General features: G+C 69.2%; 13 protein-coding genes, 1 tRNA gene and 1 pseudogene. 10 read left to right on the plus strand and 5 right to left on the minus strand.

Going from position 1 to position 15,597, the window contains the following annotated elements:
• Together JAO81_RS35780 and JAO81_RS35785 are read right to left on the minus strand one after the other, a co-directional pair.
• A pseudogene (locus tag JAO81_RS35780) lies at positions 1 to 624 on the minus strand (hypothetical protein); the annotation flags it as partial.
• Positions 625 to 631: 7 nt separating this feature from the next.
• Positions 632 to 1,648 carry an SMI1/KNR4 family protein gene (locus JAO81_RS35785; protein ID WP_199552165.1) on the minus strand — a complete coding sequence of 339 codons (1,017 nt, stop codon included), beginning with the start codon at positions 1,646 to 1,648 and terminating at the stop codon, positions 632 to 634.
• A gap of 478 nt (positions 1,649 to 2,126) precedes the next feature.
• Between JAO81_RS35785 and JAO81_RS35790 the strand changes: the two genes are divergently transcribed.
• Entirely contained in the window at positions 2,127 to 2,660 is a 534-nt protein-coding gene (locus JAO81_RS35790) for a YwqJ-related putative deaminase (RefSeq protein ID WP_199552166.1), read from the plus strand.
• Positions 2,660 to 3,193, plus strand: coding sequence for an SUKH-3 domain-containing protein (locus tag JAO81_RS35795; protein WP_199552167.1), 534 nt, complete (start codon positions 2,660 to 2,662; stop codon positions 3,191 to 3,193). The genes JAO81_RS35790 and JAO81_RS35795 overlap by 1 nt, the downstream gene beginning before the upstream one ends.
• Before the next feature lie 330 nt (positions 3,194 to 3,523).
• On the opposite strand, the gene JAO81_RS35800 is transcribed toward JAO81_RS35795, so the two are convergent.
• Entirely contained in the window at positions 3,524 to 4,933 is a 1,410-nt protein-coding gene (locus JAO81_RS35800; protein ID WP_199552168.1) for a sensor histidine kinase, read from the minus strand.
• Between the two features lie 166 nt (positions 4,934 to 5,099).
• Here JAO81_RS35800 and JAO81_RS35805 point away from each other — a divergent pair, with 166 nt between their 5' ends.
• From JAO81_RS35805 to pth, 6 genes are all read left to right on the plus strand, one after another.
• Entirely contained in the window at positions 5,100 to 5,960 is an 861-nt protein-coding gene (locus tag JAO81_RS35805; RefSeq protein ID WP_199552169.1) for a hypothetical protein, read from the plus strand.
• An 18-nt stretch (positions 5,961 to 5,978) separates the two neighbouring features.
• Positions 5,979 to 6,049, plus strand: a tRNA-Gln gene (locus tag JAO81_RS35810).
• 121 nt (positions 6,050 to 6,170) lie between these two features.
• Positions 6,171 to 7,619 carry a bifunctional UDP-N-acetylglucosamine diphosphorylase/glucosamine-1-phosphate N-acetyltransferase GlmU gene (gene glmU / locus JAO81_RS35815; protein ID WP_199552170.1) on the plus strand — a complete coding sequence of 483 codons (1,449 nt, stop codon included), beginning with the start codon at positions 6,171 to 6,173 and terminating at the stop codon, positions 7,617 to 7,619.
• A 120-nt stretch (positions 7,620 to 7,739) separates the two neighbouring features.
• Positions 7,740 to 8,714, plus strand: a complete 975-nt coding sequence (locus JAO81_RS35820) for a ribose-phosphate diphosphokinase (protein ID WP_199552171.1) — start codon at positions 7,740 to 7,742, stop codon at positions 8,712 to 8,714.
• A 217-nt stretch (positions 8,715 to 8,931) separates the two neighbouring features.
• Complete coding sequence (locus tag JAO81_RS35825) at positions 8,932 to 9,525, plus strand: 50S ribosomal protein L25/general stress protein Ctc (protein WP_199552172.1); 594 nt, start codon at positions 8,932 to 8,934, stop codon at positions 9,523 to 9,525.
• A 101-nt stretch (positions 9,526 to 9,626) separates the two neighbouring features.
• Complete coding sequence (pth, locus tag JAO81_RS35830; RefSeq protein ID WP_199552173.1) at positions 9,627 to 10,223, plus strand: aminoacyl-tRNA hydrolase; 597 nt, start codon at positions 9,627 to 9,629, stop codon at positions 10,221 to 10,223.
• A gap of 45 nt (positions 10,224 to 10,268) precedes the next feature.
• Here pth and JAO81_RS35835 read toward each other — a convergent pair whose 3' ends face one another.
• Both JAO81_RS35835 and ppc read right to left on the minus strand, forming a co-directional pair.
• Positions 10,269 to 10,751, minus strand: a complete 483-nt coding sequence (locus tag JAO81_RS35835; RefSeq protein ID WP_199552174.1) for a hypothetical protein — start codon at positions 10,749 to 10,751, stop codon at positions 10,269 to 10,271.
• Between the two features lie 113 nt (positions 10,752 to 10,864).
• Positions 10,865 to 13,618, minus strand: coding sequence for a phosphoenolpyruvate carboxylase (gene ppc, locus JAO81_RS35840; protein WP_374194391.1), 2,754 nt, complete (start codon positions 13,616 to 13,618; stop codon positions 10,865 to 10,867).
• Between the two features lie 234 nt (positions 13,619 to 13,852).
• On the opposite strand from ppc, the gene JAO81_RS35845 reads away from it, so the two are divergent.
• Positions 13,853 to 14,839: a fatty acid desaturase gene (locus tag JAO81_RS35845; RefSeq protein WP_199552175.1), complete on the plus strand. Its 987-nt coding sequence runs from the start codon at positions 13,853 to 13,855 to the stop codon at positions 14,837 to 14,839.
• On the plus strand, positions 14,839 to 15,516 hold the full coding sequence (locus JAO81_RS35850) for a TetR/AcrR family transcriptional regulator (protein ID WP_374194392.1): 678 nt from the start codon (positions 14,839 to 14,841) through the stop codon (positions 15,514 to 15,516). Before JAO81_RS35845 ends, JAO81_RS35850 begins: the two co-directional genes overlap by 1 nt.
• The last annotated feature ends 81 nt before the right edge of the window (positions 15,517 to 15,597 follow it).

Below are 15,597 nucleotides of genomic sequence, written 5' to 3' on the forward strand. Positions count from 1 at the left end.
GGAGGCGGCAGCCGGCGCGGGAGCGGGCGCAGCCGGAGCGGGCGTCGGGGCGGGCGCGGGAACCGGCGACGGCGCCGCGGCGGCGGCCCCGGCCCCCGGCCCCGTACCGCCGGAAGAACCGGAAGAACCGGAAGAACCGGAGGACCCGGAGGACCCGGAGGAGTCCGAAGAGACGGAAGAAGCAGACGAAGCCGAGGACGCGGACGCACCCGGACCCGGACCCGGACCCGCATCCCGCCGGTCCGGAATCCCCATCCGGTCCGCAGCCTCCTGCAGCCACTCCGGCGGAGTCAGCAGGAAGGAGGTCTGATTGAGGTCGACCCGCTCGGGCTTCGCGGGTTCGGCGGCAGCCACCCCCGCGTCGACGGCGCCGTACTCCTCCTCGTACCGCCGGATCACCTCACCCACCGGCAGCGAGGGCCACAGCGTCGCCTCGCCGCTGTCGCGGGCGATGACGAGCCGCTGCCGGCCGCCGTCGAGACGCGGACCGTCCTCGCGGTCCTCCGCCCAGACGACGAAACCGAGGTCGAACTCCCGCACCCGCACCTCACGATGCTGGTACGCGGGCACATCGCCGTTGATCCACTCTTCCGCGCGCTCCTGCGCCTGCGCGAAGGTCACCATCGGAAGGTCACTCCCCCACCGGGACGGCACGCGCGAAGCCGCCGTCCACCATCAGGTTGGCCACGGTCTCCAGCTCGGGCGGATTGCCCGCGAGCCGCGCCAGAAACGCGTCGAAGTCCTCACCGCACGGCAGCAGCAGCCGCTGTACGCGTTCGGCGACCGACCAGGAGGCCGTCTCGCCGCTGTCCCGTGCGTCGTCGTACGCGCAGAACCAGACCGAACCGGCCCGCTCACCCTTCACCTTCACCGCGAGGATGCCGCCCTGCACGAACGCCACCCCCAAGTAGTCCTTGGTGAGGTGGTCGCGCAGACACTTGTTGATGTAGACGAGGTCATTGACCGCCGCCTCGTCGCGGACCGTGAAGAACGGCTGGTCGATCAGCAGCCCCAACTCGGCATCCAGCGCGGCGCCCACGGGCGCGCAGCCGCCGGCCGCCTTGAGGAACGCGCGATACGCGCCCGGCAGCCGGTAGCCCAAGTCCTCTTCCACGCCGAGGAGTTGCTGCTCCGTCACCGCCACCGACGCCTTCGGCAGACCGAAGTGCGTGGGCCGGGTCTCCTGCAGCGGACGCGTACCGCGCTTGTCCTGGTCGACATCCGCCGTGGCCAGACCGCCGTGGTGGCGAAGCAGCGCCTTGACCTCGACGGGGACCAGTTCGAGCCGGCGCGTGCCCGGCACGTGGTGCCAGGTCCAGCCGTGCGGGGTCGCCACCGCCGGGATCGTGTCCCACAGTTCATGCCCCTGCGCGGCCATCGCCGCATTCGCCGACACGTAGTCCGTCAGGCGCAGCTCGTCGACCCCGAAGCCCTCCGGGGGCTCCGCGATCTCGGCCGCCGCGCGGGCATAGGCGGAGAAGTCCGGGAAGCCGCGGTCGTCCATGCGCACCCCATGGGGGTGCCGGCCCGCGCGCACCGGGTCCGGAAAGTGCACGGTCTGACCGGCGTAGGCCGCGTTCGGCGGCGCGGCCTGCGCCCAGCCTGAAGCACTGGGCGGCGCGCCCTCCCCGAGCCGACCTGTCGTCATGGCGGTTGCCCCCTGCGGCACTGTTCGTACGGCCCATACGTATGGCTTGTCGCGCCCCAGCCTATGCGCTGGCGCAACACCGGTCACCGGGCCTCCGGCACCATGACCAGCTGTCACACAGCCGTGACAGTGAGGCGAAACCGTGTGCGTAACGGAACGGACAATTACCCCGGCGTGGAAGGGACATTTGATCCCGCCTTCCGCATCACCCGCCCCATTTGGCAGGCTGGCCACTGCACTGGCGCTTGCCGTCGAATTCCCGTCGTCGCCCGAAGGGCGGCCCGGCGGCGTCCGGTGCGTGCGATCGCAAGGCGCCGGAAGGTCCTCGTAGCAGAGCTACCAGGACCTTCCGGCAACGCAGCGAGCGTGCGTGCCGGACGCCGCCGGACAGGCGGGAATTCGACGGCAAGGGCCGAGGGGAGTGCACGCACCACGGGGGAGCGGCCACCGCCGCAGCACGGGGAGGGATGCATCACCAATGCACACCGCACAAACATCATCGACACCGGCCAAACCTGGCGACCCACGCCTGACATGGTCGGCCGAGGACGAACAGTCCGCACCGGTCCTCAGCCACCGCCGCGACGGCATCCTTCCCACCGTCGCCGCCGCACTCTCCGTACGCGGCGAAACCCTCACCGCCACCGCGGGCCGCGGGGACACACCTCCCCCGCTGCACCCGCTCGTCCAGGACTTCCTCGACACCCTCACCAGCGGCCAGCGCGAGAGATTCACCGGACGATGTCCGGAAGTCACCCTGATCTCACGGCACTTGACCGCACACGAGACGACGCGCTCCAAACGCGCCCAGCGCAAACCGCTCACCGGCGGCGAGGCCCGCAAAGCCCTCAAGCACGCCAAGCTGACCACCCGCCGCATCCGCGAGGCCGGCGACCCGCTGCACGGCAGCTTCGCCCCGCCCTGCCGCTCCTGCACCGCCCTCATCGCCCACTTCGGCGTACGCGTCGTCGAACCGGAGCCGACCGACACCGCCACAGGGAACGCACGTTGATGTCAGCCGACCGCACGTCCACGCCCTTTCCCCAAGGTCTCGGCTTCGCTCGAGCAAGGGAGACACCAACCCCCATCACGGTCGAAGCGGTCCTGCGCGAAGCCGGCTGGCGGCCCGGACGCTGGGACATCAAACGCGCCGAGTACTGGGCCGACGCACTGCGCTCGCACGTGTCACCCGCCGGACACCGGCACACCGTCTTCCCCGCCGCGGTGGAGGCCTGGGCCGAATTCGGCGGACTCCACCTCACGCCGAACGGCCCCGGCCGCCAGATCGCCCCCGCCACCGTGCACTTCGACCCGCTGCACGGCCTGCACATGGCCCGCACGCTCGGCGACCTCGGACGCGCCCTCGACACGGAGGTCTGCCCGCTCGGCGTCGACTCGGCAAGCCAGGGACTGCTCGCCGTCGACGCCACCGGCCGCGTCTACAGCCTCGACCACTCCGGCGACTGGTACCTCGGCCCCAACCTCGACACCGCACTCACCGCGCTGCTGTCGGGGGCGATGCCGGTGCGGCTCACTTCGGGCTGAGCTCGGTGTGGCGGTTGAGGTGAGCCGGCCCGGCGGTTGAGCTGAGCCGGCCTGGCGGTTGAGCTGAGCCGGCCCGGCGGCTGAGCTGAGCCGGCCCGGCGGCTGTGCCGAGCCGGCCTGGCGGCTGGACAGACCCCTCCCGCCCGGGGGCCAAGCCCTTCTCAAGGCTATCGGCGCCCACTGACAACGCCTCCGACCTGGGCTTCCCGGGCCTCCTGGGTTTCCCGCTTCCTGGACTTCCGGCTGCCCGGCTTCCCGCTTCCTGGACTTCCGGCTTCCCGGACTCTCCGATCGCACCCGCCGTATCGCAGCCGCAGTCAGGAACCGCAGTCAGGAACCGCGGATCGGAATGACCGCCGAAACCCGGAACCCCCCACTGTCCGTCGGCCCCGCCACGAACACTCCCCCGAGCGCGGTCACCCGCTCCCGCATCCCCACCAGACCGTTCCCGCCGCTCGGCAGCCGGGCCTCGTCGTCCGCACCGTCCGGCGACGGACCGTTCTCCACCTGCATCGCCACCTCGCCCGGCCGGTGTGCAAGCCGCACCCGGGTCTTCGCCCCCGGCGCGTGCTTGTGGACGTTCGTCAGCCCCTCCTGGATCACCCGGAACGCCGTCTGCTCCACCTGGCGGTCACACGGAACGGCCTCGCCCTCCACCGAAAGATCCACCACCATCCCCGCGGCCCGCGACTGCTCCACCAGCGCATCCACCTCGGCCAGACACGGCCCCTGCTCCACCTCGGCACGGAACGCCGCCGCGGCAGCAGCCGCACCCACCGCGGCGAGCGGCTCACGCGAAGGCGAAGGCGAAGGCGAAGCCGCATACGAAGACGAACCCGAGGACGAACCCGACGTCGCGGACCCGCGCGAACCCGAACCCGAACCCGCAGCCGCACCCGAACCCGAGGACCCACCCGCCGCCTTCGGCTCATGAGACCGCAGCACCCCGAGCATCTCCCGCAACTCGGTCAACGCCTGCCGCCCCATGTCCCCGACGAGCGCCGCGTTCTTCACGGCCTTCTCCGGATCCTTCCGCGCCACCGCCTGCAAGGCCGCCGCATGCACCACCATCAACGACACCCGGTGCGCCACCACGTCATGCATCTCGCGCGCGATCCGCGTCCGCTCCTCATTGCGCGCCCACTCGGCCCGCTCCTCGGCCCGCTCCGCAAGCAGCTGGAGCTCCCGCTCCAGCGAGTCCGCGCGCTCCGTCAGCGACTCCATCAACCGCCGCCGCGCCCCCACGTACAGCCCCATGCACACCGGCGGACCGGTCACGCCGAGCGACATCGTCACCGCCACGAACGGCACGAACCACCCGCCGAACTCCAGCCGGTCCTGGTCCTGCGCCATCCGCGCCCACAGCACGATCAACGTGCCGAGCAGCGACATCCCGGCGAGACATCCGGTGATCCGGCGCGGCACGTCCGAGGCGGCGAGCGAATACAGCCCTATGACCGTCAGCAGAAAGCCCATGCTCGCCGGCGACACCGCGATCGACACGAGCACCACGGCGATCGGCCACTGCCGCCGCAGCACGAGCACCGCCCCGACGATCAGCCCGACCAGCACCCCGACACCGACCGGCAACCCCCCGCGCCGGGCAAACGCGAACCCCTCCACCGCACACTCGGCCGCGGACACCACCGCAAGCCCGATATCGAACACGGCACTACGCCGCCGGTCCCACCACCACAGCCCCCCGGCCGTCTCGTGGCGGATCTCCCCCGTCGTGGTCATGCCTTCCAGCCTACGGGCGGCCCGGCCCGGTTTTCCGGTGAGTTTCCGGTACCGCGCACTAGGCGCGGATCTCCGGAACGCACCCCAAACATTCCACTTTCCCTCGAACTGCTGAACCGCTCAGGCTTTCGAGCCGGACGTCCGCATTCCGGACGACGATCTCCGTATGGCAGAGATCACGCGCAAGTACGCCGACTTCGAAGGCCTACGAGACCAGGCCATCGTCCTCCGACGAGAAGGCCTCAGCCGCCGCCAGATCCGCGACCGCCTCCACGTCGACAACAACGACCTCCTCAACCGGCTCCTTGAGGGCGAGCCCGCCCCGGAGTGGACCAAGCGCCCCAACGCCAAGGACGACCTGAGAGCCAAGGCCCGGGAGTTACGCCTGCAGGGCATGACGTACGACCAGATCCAGGTGGAGCTGGGGGTGTCGAAGAGTTCGATTTCGCTTTGGGTGCGGGATCTGCCGAGCCCAGAGCGGCGCGCCCCCTCCGAGCAAGCCAAGCTGGCAGCCAGGAAGCGCTGGGAACACGAGCTCGCCCGTCGCGAAGTGGAGCGCCAGAAAGCCAAAGATGCGGCGAAGAGCGCCGTCGGAGCCATCTCGTCGCGCGAACTATTCCTCCTCGGCGTCGGCCTCTATTGGGCCGAGGGCACCAAGGACAAGCCATACGCCCGGCGAGAAGGGGTCACTTTCGTCAACAGCGACCCAGGCATGATCCAGCTCTTCATGGCCTGGCTCGACCTCCTGGAAGTGGACCGCGACCGATTGCGCTTTCACGTGATGATCCACGAGACCGCCGACGTGGCAGCAGCCGAGCAGTTCTGGGCGGACCTCACGGGAGCGGACCCGAGCAGTTTCAACAAGACAACCCTGAAGCGGCACAACCCTAAAACGGTCCGCAAGAACGTCGGGGAGACCTACCGCGGCTGCCTTGTGATCAACGTCCTGCAGAGCGCCGACTTGTACCGTCGCATCGAAGGCTCCTGGTACGGCATAGTAGGGGCTGCCTTCGCGACCGATGAATGAAATCGGGCATAGCGACCATCCCGGGTCGTCTAAGGGCAAGACGTCAGATTTTGGTTCTGATCATGGGGGTTCGAGTCCTCCCCCGGGAGCATCGTGCTCAGTTCGGGTCCTGACCACAGCAGTCGGGACCCGTCCTCGTTTCACCCCCACTACGCCCCGGTATCCTGCGGATGTCCCCCCGCACAACATCCGAAGCCGAAGGGCACCCCCGTGAGCGCCAACAGCCCGGCAGCCGTCGTCGTCCTTGCAGCGGGTGAGGGCACCCGTATGAAGTCGCGCACCCCGAAGGTGCTGCACGAGATCTGTGGCCGGACCCTCGTCGGGCACGTGGTCACCGCGGCCCGCGAGCTCTCCCCCCAGGAGCTCGTCGTGGTCGTCGGGCACGGGCGTGAGCAGGTCGCCGCGCATCTCGCCGAGATCGACCCCGCCGCGCGTACCGCGGTGCAGGAGCAGCAGAACGGGACCGGGCACGCGGTCCGTATGGGTCTTGAGCCGCTGGGTGGTGCGGTGGACGGCACCGTGATCGTGGTGTGCGGGGACACTCCCCTGCTGACTGGCGCGACGCTCGCGAAGCTGGCCGAGACGCACCGTGCCGACGGGAACGCCGTGACGGTGCTGACGGCGGAGATGCCGGATGCGACGGGTTATGGCCGGATCGTGCGCGACGGGGTGTCCGGTGCCGTCACCGCGATCGTGGAGCACAAGGACGCGAGTGAGTCGCAGCGGGCGATCCGGGAGATCAATTCGGGGGTGTTCGCGTTCGACGGCCGGCTGCTCGCGGATGCGCTGGGGAAGGTGCGTACGGACAACAGTCAGGGTGAGGAGTACCTGACCGATGTCTTGGGGATTCTGCGTGAGGCCGGGCATCGCGTGGGTGCGAGTGTCGCGGGTGATCACCGTGAGATCTCCGGGATCAATAACCGTGTGCAGTTGTCCGAGGCGCGCCGGATCCTCAACGAGCGCCTTTTGACCGAGGCGATGCTCGCCGGTGTGACGGTGGTCGACCCGGCGTCGACGTTCGTGGACGCGACGGTGACGTTCGAGCCGGATGCTCTGGTGCACCCGGGTACGCAGCTGCTCGGCAGCACGCATCTTGCGGCGGGTGCGGAGGTCGGGCCCAACTGCCGTCTGACGGACACGAAGGTCGGTGCGGATGCCCGGGTGGACAACGCGGTGGCGTACAGCTCGGAGATCGGCGAGGGCGCGAGCGTGGGTCCGTTCGCCTATTTGCGGCCTGGTACGAGGCTGGGCGTGAAGGCCAAGATCGGCACGTATGTCGAGACGAAGAACGCGACGATCGGTGAGGGCACGAAGGTGCCGCATCTGTCGTATGTGGGTGACGCGACGATCGGTGACTACACGAACATCGGTGCGGCGAGTGTCTTCGTGAACTACGACGGCGAGGCGAAGCACCACACGACCGTGGGATCGCATTGCAAGACGGGTTCCGACAACATGTTTGTGGCTCCTGTCACGGTCGGGGATGGTGCGTACACCGCTGCGGGTTCGGTGATCACGAAGGATGTGCCGGCCGGTTCGCTGGCTGTCGCCCGTGGTCAGCAGCGGAATATCGAGGGTTGGGTGGCCCGTAAGCGTCCGGGCAGTGCCGCCGCGAAGGCTGCGGAGGCGGCGTCCGGGAAGTCCGATGGTGAGGGCTGACGGAAAACAGGTGGGCCGTGGGCGGCGTACCGTGATAGACGCACATATTTTGCCGGCTTGCTCAAACGCGGCGTCCGCGGGTTCTGGGCGGCGATCGAACACCTCTGAGGAGACTGTGCTGTGACCGGGTTCAAGACGACCGGCGAGAAGAAGATGATGCTCTTCTCCGGCCGCGCCCACCCCGAGCTGGCCGAGGAGGTCGCCCACAAGCTGGGTGTCGGTCTCGTCCCGACGAAGGCCTTCGACTTCGCCAACGGGGAGATCTATGTCCGCTACGAGGAGTCGGCCCGTGGCGCGGACTGCTTCCTGATCCAGAGCCACACGGCTCCGATCAACAAGTGGATCATGGAGCAGCTGATCATGATCGACGCGCTGAAGCGTGCGTCGGCCCGCTCCATCACGGTGATCGTGCCGTTCTACGGCTATGCCCGTCAGGACAAGAAGCACCGTGGCCGTGAGCCGATTTCGGCCAAGCTGGTCGCGGATCTGATGAAGACGGCGGGCGCCGACCGTATCGTCACGGTCGATCTGCACACCGACCAGATCGTGGGCTTCTTCGACGGCCCGGTGGACCATCTCTTCGCGCTGCCGCTGCTCGCGGATTACGTGGGGCACAAGGTCGACCGCTCGAAGCTGACCGTGGTCTCCCCCGACGCCGGCCGTGTCCGCGTCGCCGACCGCTGGTGCGACCGTCTCGGTGCGCCGCTGGCGATCGTGCACAAGCGCCGCGACAAGGACGTCGCGAACCAGGTCACCGTGCACGAGGTCGTCGGTGACGTGAAGGGCCGCGTGTGCGTCCTGGTCGACGACATGATCGACACCGGTGGCACGATCTGCGCCGCCGCCGACGCGTTGTTCGCGCACGGCGCCGAGGACGTCATCGTGACGGCCACGCACGGTGTGCTGTCGGGTCCGGCCGCCGACCGTCTGAAGAACTCGAAGGTCAGCGAGTTCATCTTCACGAACTCCCTGCCGACCCCGGGCGAGCTGGAGCTCGACAAGATCACGGTCCTGTCGATCGCTCCGACCATCGCCGACGCGGTGAAGGAAATCTTCGAGGACGGCTCGGTGACCAGCCTCTTCGAGGAGCAGTAAGCATCCTCACAGGCCTTCGGGCTTGATCGTTTTGGGTTGCGGCCTCCCTGCCGAGTAGACTGTCGAAGTTGCTCGGCGAGGGAGGCCGTACTCATTTCCGTATACGGAGTGGGTGCCGGCGGTCCGTTATCGACGCGCTCTTCGTAGCAGGCCTTCGAGGCCAGTCGTTGTGGCCGGGTGACCGCCACAACTTTTTTCTTTTCTACGAGGAGTGCGCATGTCCGAGGTAAAGCTCGCCACCGAGATCCGTTCCGAGTTCGGCAAGGGCGCCGCCCGCCGTATCCGCCGTGAGAACAAGGTTCCCGGTGTCCTCTACGGTCACGGCACCGACCCGGTCCACCTGACCCTCCCGGGCCACGAGCTCTCGCTCGCCGTCCGTACCCCGAACGTGCTGCTCGCGCTCGAGATCGACGGCAAGACCGAGCTGGCCATCCCGAAGTCGGTCACCCGTGACCCGCTGAAGGGCTTCCTCGAGCACATCGACCTGCTCCTGGTGAAGCGCGGCGAGAAGGTCACCGTCGAGATCTACGTGAACACCGAGGGCGAGCTGGCCTCGGGCGGCAACCTGCTCGAGCACGTCCTGAACACCCTGTCCGTCGAGGCCGAGGCCACCCACATCCCCGAGTCCGTCACGGTCTCGATCGCGGGCCTGACCGCCGGTGACTCGATCCTCGCCAAGGACATCCCGCTGCCCTCCGGCACGACCCTGGCCACCGACGCCGACGCCGTCGTGCTGCAGGTCCTGGCCGCGCAGGCCGAGGAGCCGGCCGCTGAGGGCACCGAGGGCGACGAGGCCGCCGCGGAGGCCTGAGCAGTAACCTCTGCTTGACTTGACGGGGTGGTGGACCGGTTCCGGTCCACCACCCCGTTTTCGTATGCCGACCGCTTCTTGTACGAGGGAGAGCACTCTGCATGACGACCGACGCCAACGCCCCCTGGCTGATCGTGGGCCTGGGCAACCCGGGCCCGGGCTATGCGGCCAACCGTCACAACGTGGGCTTCATGGTCGCGGATCTGCTCGCGTCGCGGATCGGTGGCGCGTTCAAGCGGCACGGGAAGGCGCAGGCGCAGGTCCTCGAGGGGCGGATCGGTCCGATGGGGCCGGCCTCGCGCCGGGTCGTGCTCGCGAAGCCGATGTCGTACATGAATCTGTCCGGTGGGCCGGTGACGGCGCTGCGGGACTTCTACAAGGTGCCGACGGCGAACATCGTCGCGATCCATGACGAGTTGGACATCGACTACGGCACGTTCCGGCTGAAGCTGGGTGGCGGGGACAACGGGCACAACGGTCTGAAGTCGATGACGAAGGCGATGGGTCCCGACTATCACCGGGTGCGGTTCGGGATCGGGCGGCCGCCGGGCCGTATGCAGGTCGCGGACTTCGTCCTGAAGGACTTCTCGGCCACGGAGCGCAAGGAGCTGGACTACCTCGTGGACCGGGGCGCGGACGCGGTGGAGGCCCTGGTGACCGAGGGGTTGGAGCGGGCGCAGAGCTCGTACAACTCGTAGGAAGCTGCGCTTCGTACGATGCGGAGCTCCCGCAACCCGTGAGCATTAGACGAGCAGGAACGCCCCGAACAGCAGCAGCGCTCCGGCCGTAGCCGTCCCCCACGCCACTCTGGTCAGCCGCAGTCCGCCGCCGACGACCACGGCGGCCATGAGCAGCGCGCCGCCGAGCGGTACCCACGCGTCGAAGAACCCGGCGCCTGCGCCGCGTACGGCCTGCGTGGTGTTGGGTTTGATGACGACGGGGAGTGTGGCGCCCTTCTTGGTGCCGATCGACTCCTCGATGGTGATCTTCGGATGGGGCTGTGCGCCGGGTGAGAGCGGTTTGAAGCTGCCCTCGCAGCGGTTGTCGTCGCAGCGGGAGATGGTCATCTCGCCGCGTTCGCGGCCTTTGGTGAAGAGCACGTGCTGGGCCGTGGACCAGGAGGTCCAGACGCCGACGACGACGAGCAGCACCGCCAGCGCGGCCATCGCGGTGGTGCGGGCGGCGCTCAGGGCCGCCTGGGTGCGGGCGGAGGCTGCGGCAGGCATGGCGGCGATCCTTGGCCATGGCCCCACGGCCGGTCAACTCTCGCTCCGCAAGCCGGACATAACGATGCCCCGCACCACCACAGGCGGTACGGGGCACCTCAAAAAGGGGCGAATCAGCCGGTATTACGCAGACCCGCAGCCACACCGTTGACCGTCAGGAGCAGGGCCCGGCCGAGCAGCGCGTCCGGTTCCTCACCCGCGGCCGCCGCGTCACGCTGCCGCTTGAGCAGGGTGACCTGGAGGTACGAGATCGGGTCGAGGTAGGCGTCGCGGATCGCGAAGGTCTGCTGGAGCACCGGGTGGCTGTCGAGGAGTTCCTCGCCGCCGGTGATGCGCAGGACTTCGCTGACCGTCAGGTCGTGCTCGGCCTTGATGGTCTCGAAGACGTGCTTGAGCTCGTCCGGCACGAGGGTGTCCACGTAGTGCTGGGCGATGCGCAGGTCGGTCTTCGCGAGCGTCATCTCGACGTTCGAGAGGAAGTTGCGGAAGAAGTGCCAGTGCTCGTGCATCTCTTCCAGGACGGTCTCCAGGCCCGCCTCGCGCAGCGCCTTGAGGCCGGAGCCGACACCGAACCAGCCGGGCACGATCTGCCGGGACTGGGTCCAGCCGAACACCCACGGGATGGCCCGCAGGCCGTCCAGGGAGACGCCCGAGCCGGGGCGCCGGGAGGGCCGCGAACCCAGGTGCAGGTCGGCGAGCTGGTCGACGGGGGTCGAGGCGAGGAAGTACGTCGGCAGGTCCGGGTCCTCGACCAGCTCCCGGTACGCGGAGTGCGCGGCCTCGGAGACCGTGTCCATCGCGGCGTCCCAGCGGGCCAGCGCCTCGTCGGACTGGCGCGGCGCGGTGTGCAGGGCGGAGGCCTGCAGCGTGGCGGCGACGGTCAGTTCGAGGTTCTCGCGGGCAAGGGACGGCACGAGGTACTTGTCGGAGATGACCTCGCCCTGCTCGGTCACCTTGATCTCGCCTTCGAGCGTGCCCCACGGCTGCGCGAGGATCGCGTCGTGCGAGGGGCCGCCGCCGCGGCCGACGGTGCCGCCGCGGCCGTGGAAGAGACGGAGCCGTACGCCGTAGCGGTGCGCGACGTCGCGCAGGCGGCGCTGGGCGCGGTGGATCTCCCACTGGGAGGTGGTGATGCCGCCGAACTTGGAGGAGTCCGAGTACCCGAGCATGACCTCCTGCACATCGCCGCGCAGCGAGACGAGCCGGCGGTACGAGGGGTCGGCGAGCATCTCGTCGAGGATGACGTCGGCGGCGCGCAGCTCGTCGGTGGTCTCCAGGAGCGGCACGATGCCGATCTTCGCCCAGCCGGCGTGCAGGTCCACCAGGCCGGCCTCGCGGGCGAGGACGGCGGCGGCGAAGACGTCGTCGGCGCCCTGGCACATCGAGATGATGTACGACTCGACGACCTCGGGGCCGAAGACCTCGAGGGCCTTCTTGACCGTGTGGAAGACGCCGAGCGTCTTCTCGCCGGCGGCGTCGAGCGGCGCGGGCGACGGGGCGAGCGGGCGACGGGAGCGCAGCTCCTTGGCGAGCAGCTTCTGGCGGTACTCGCGCGGCATGTCCGCGTAGCGCCAGGACTCCTCGCCGAGCCGGTCGAAGAGCTGACCGAGCGCGTGGTGGTGGGCGTCCGCGTGCTCGCGTACGTCCATGGTGGCCAGCTGCAGGCCGAAGGCGGCGAGCGTGCGGATCGTACGGTCCATGCGGCCGTCGGCGAACAGACCGCCGCGGTGGGCGCGCAGCGAGGTCTGGATGAGGGTGAGGTCGTGCAGGAGCTCACCGGTGCCGAGGTAGTCGCGGCCCGGCTCGTGCGGGGTGCCCTTGGCGAGGCGCTCGCGGGTGTTGACCAGCTTCTGCCGTACGCAGGTGGCCTTGAGCCGGTACGGCTCCTCGGCGTTGAGCCGCTTGTAGCGCGGGCTGATCTCCGGCAGGCGCTCCAGGTCGGCCTGGAGCGAGGTGAGCAGCTCCTCCGTGGCGCCGGTGTAGCGGATGGAGTTGGAGAGCAGGCTGCGCAGGTGGTCGATCAGGTCGAGCGCGTCGGTGATGCCGTGCTCGTGCTGCAGGATCAGGACGTCCCAGGTGACCTGGGGCGTGACGTTGGGGTTTCCGTCACGGTCGCCGCCGATCCAGGTTCCAAAGGTGAGCGGACGGGTACCCGGCGGGAGTTCGACGCCGATGCGCTCGAGTTCGGCGGTGAGGTCCTCGAGGACGTCGCCGACGGCCCCGGAGTGCAGCTCGTCGAGGTAGTAGATCGCGTTGCGCGCCTCGTCCGCGGGCTCGGGCCGTACGACCCGGAGCTCGTCGGTCTGCCACACCAGGTCGATGTTCTCGGCCAGGCGCAGGTCCAGCCGGCGGCGGTCGGCCGCGGACACGGAGGAGTCGAGCAGCTCGGCGATCCTGCGCAGCTTGGTGAGGACCGAGCGGCGGGCGGCCTCGGTGGGGTGCGCGGTGAACACGGGGCGCACGTTGAGGTGCTCGACGGTCTGGCGCAGATGCTCGGCATCGGCGTCCTTGAGCAGATCGGCGGTGCGCGCGAGCGTCGAACCCTCGGCATCGCGGCGGGTGCGCAGCTCCCGGCCGCGGTGCACCTGCTCGGTGACGTTCGCGAGGTGGAAGTACGTGGAGAAGGCGCGCACCAGCTTGGCCGCGGTTTCGAGCTCGGTCTCGCCGAGCAGCTGCGCGGCGGCTTCACCGTCGCTGCGGGTCAGGGCCCGTACGCGTTCGACGAGCTCGAGGAGCTCGGTGCCCTCCTGGCGGACCAGGGTCTCGCCGAGCAGGTCGCCGAGGCGGCGGATATCGGCGCGCAGCTCCGCGCCGGCGCTCTGTTCGGCAGGGCTCACGCCGGCGGTCTGGTGGTCGGCACTGCTCACAGGTGCGGCTCCTTGCAGTGAGGGGAAGACTCATTGCGGACCACGCTGTCCGACGCCACCCAGGATATGCGCCTTGAACGGATGCCTATTCGAGACCAGGCCTCCACCGTCGGTTCTCTTGTCCTCGCAGGGGCCGCTGCCATACTTACGACGCCGTAGGTTACGGGCCCGTAGGTCCAGACATACGGGTCGATCACCTGCCAAACAGTCCCCCGACCCCACAGGGAAACGCCCATGACCACGAGCCCCGACCTGCTCGACGAATCCCCGAAGGACGCAGCGGGCGCCGCACCCCTGCCGTCGGCCACGCTCGGCGGTGAGCAGAAGCGCTCGCTCGAACAGATCACGTTGCTGCTCTTCATCACGGTCCCGTTTCTCGCGATCCTGGCCGCGGTACCGCTCGCCTGGGGCTGGGGTGTGAGCTGGCTCGACCTCGGCCTGCTCGTCTTCATGTACTACCTGGGCTGCCACGGCGTGACCATCGGCTTCCACCGCTACTTCACGCACGGCTCCTTCAAGGCCAAGCGGCCCCTGCGGATCGCGCTCGCCATCGCGGGTTCGATGGCCGTCGAGGGTCCTCTCGTCCGCTGGGTCGCCGACCACCGCAAGCACCACAAGTTCTCCGACGCCGAGGGCGACCCCCACTCGCCGTGGCGGTTCGGGGAGACGGTGCCGGCCCTGATGAAGGGGCTGTGGTGGGCGCACATCGGCTGGATGTTCGACGAGGAGCAGACGCCGCAGGACAAGTACGCCCCGGATCTGATCAAGGACCCGGCGATCCGCAGCATCTCCCGCAACTTCATCTTCTGGACGATGCTGTCCCTGGCCATCCCGCCGATCGTCGGCGGTCTGGTCACGATGTCCTGGTGGGGCGCGTTCACCGCGTTCTTCTGGGGTTCTCTCGTACGGGTGGCCCTGCTGCACCACGTGACCTGGTCGATCAACTCGATCTGCCACGCGGTCGGCAAGCGCCCCTTCAAGTCCCGTGACCGCTCGGGCAACGTGTGGTGGCTCGCCGTGCTGTCCTGCGGCGAGTCCTGGCACAACCTGCACCACGCCGACCCGACGTCCGCCCGGCACGGTGTGATGCGCGGGCAGCTGGACTCCTCCGCGCGGATCATCCGCTGGTGCGAACAGCTGGGCTGGGCGTATGACGTGCGCTGGCCGTCCGAGGAGCGCATCGCGTCCCGCCGTAAGCCACCCGTGGCCGACGCGGCATGATGGGTGCCGTGGGCGACGAACCGAGCACTTCAGGCAGCGGCGGCGAAAAGCCCCGGCGGACGCGCAGGACGCGGATGACCGGGGCGGAGCGCCGACAGCAGCTCCTGGACATCGGCAGGACGCTGTTCGCCGAGAAGGGCTTCGAGGGGACGTCCGTCGAGGAGATCGCCGCGAAGGCGGGGGTCTCCAAGCCCGTCGTGTACGAGCACTTCGGCGGCAAAGAGGGTCTGTACGCGGTGGTCGTGGACCGCGAGATGCAGCGCCTGCTCGACATGGTGACCAGCTCGCTCACGGCGGGCCACCCGCGTGAGCTGTGCGAACAGGCGGCGTTCGCGCTCCTCGACTACATCGAGGAGTACACGGACGGCTTCCGCGTCCTGGTCCGCGACTCCCCCGTCACGCAGTCCACGGGCACGTTCGCCTCGCTCATCTCGGACATCGCCACGCGGGTCGAGCACATCCTCGCCAAGGAGTTCAAGGCCCGCGGCTTCGATCCGAAGCTCGCGCCCCTGTACGCGCAGGCGCTGGTGGGCTCGGTCGCGCTGACCGGCCAGTGGTGGCTGACCACCCGCAAGCCGAAGAAGGCCGACGTGGCGGCGCATCTGGTGAACCTGGCCTGGCACGGTCTGGGCAACCTGGAGGCGAAGCCGCGGTTGATAGGGCATCGCAAGGCCTGAGGTGTGAGCTGTCGAGAGAAGGGGGGGGGGGGGCGCCCCCCCGGCCCCCCCGCTCCCCCCCTCTCCCCCCGGCCCCCCCCC

The sequence above is a fragment of the Streptomyces sp. N35 genome, from assembly GCF_016464295.1.
Classification (GTDB): Bacteria; Actinomycetota; Actinomycetes; order Streptomycetales; family Streptomycetaceae; genus Streptomyces.

Coding starts and splice junctions, on each gene's coding strand:
- JAO81_RS35785 (WP_199552165.1), bottom strand. CDS start 1,648: ATGACGACAGGTCGGCTCGGGGAGGGCGCGCCGCCCAGTGCTTCAGGC.
- JAO81_RS35790 (WP_199552166.1), top strand. CDS start 2,127: ATGCACACCGCACAAACATCATCGACACCGGCCAAACCTGGCGACCCA.
- JAO81_RS35795 (WP_199552167.1), top strand. CDS start 2,660: ATGTCAGCCGACCGCACGTCCACGCCCTTTCCCCAAGGTCTCGGCTTC.
- JAO81_RS35800 (WP_199552168.1), bottom strand. CDS start 4,933: ATGACCACGACGGGGGAGATCCGCCACGAGACGGCCGGGGGGCTGTGG.
- JAO81_RS35805 (WP_199552169.1), top strand. CDS start 5,100: ATGGCAGAGATCACGCGCAAGTACGCCGACTTCGAAGGCCTACGAGAC.
- JAO81_RS35825 (WP_199552172.1), top strand. CDS start 8,932: ATGTCCGAGGTAAAGCTCGCCACCGAGATCCGTTCCGAGTTCGGCAAG.
- pth (WP_199552173.1), top strand. CDS start 9,627: ATGACGACCGACGCCAACGCCCCCTGGCTGATCGTGGGCCTGGGCAAC.
- JAO81_RS35835 (WP_199552174.1), bottom strand. CDS start 10,751: ATGCCTGCCGCAGCCTCCGCCCGCACCCAGGCGGCCCTGAGCGCCGCC.
- JAO81_RS35845 (WP_199552175.1), top strand. CDS start 13,853: ATGACCACGAGCCCCGACCTGCTCGACGAATCCCCGAAGGACGCAGCG.
- JAO81_RS35850 (WP_374194392.1), top strand. CDS start 14,839: ATGGGTGCCGTGGGCGACGAACCGAGCACTTCAGGCAGCGGCGGCGAA.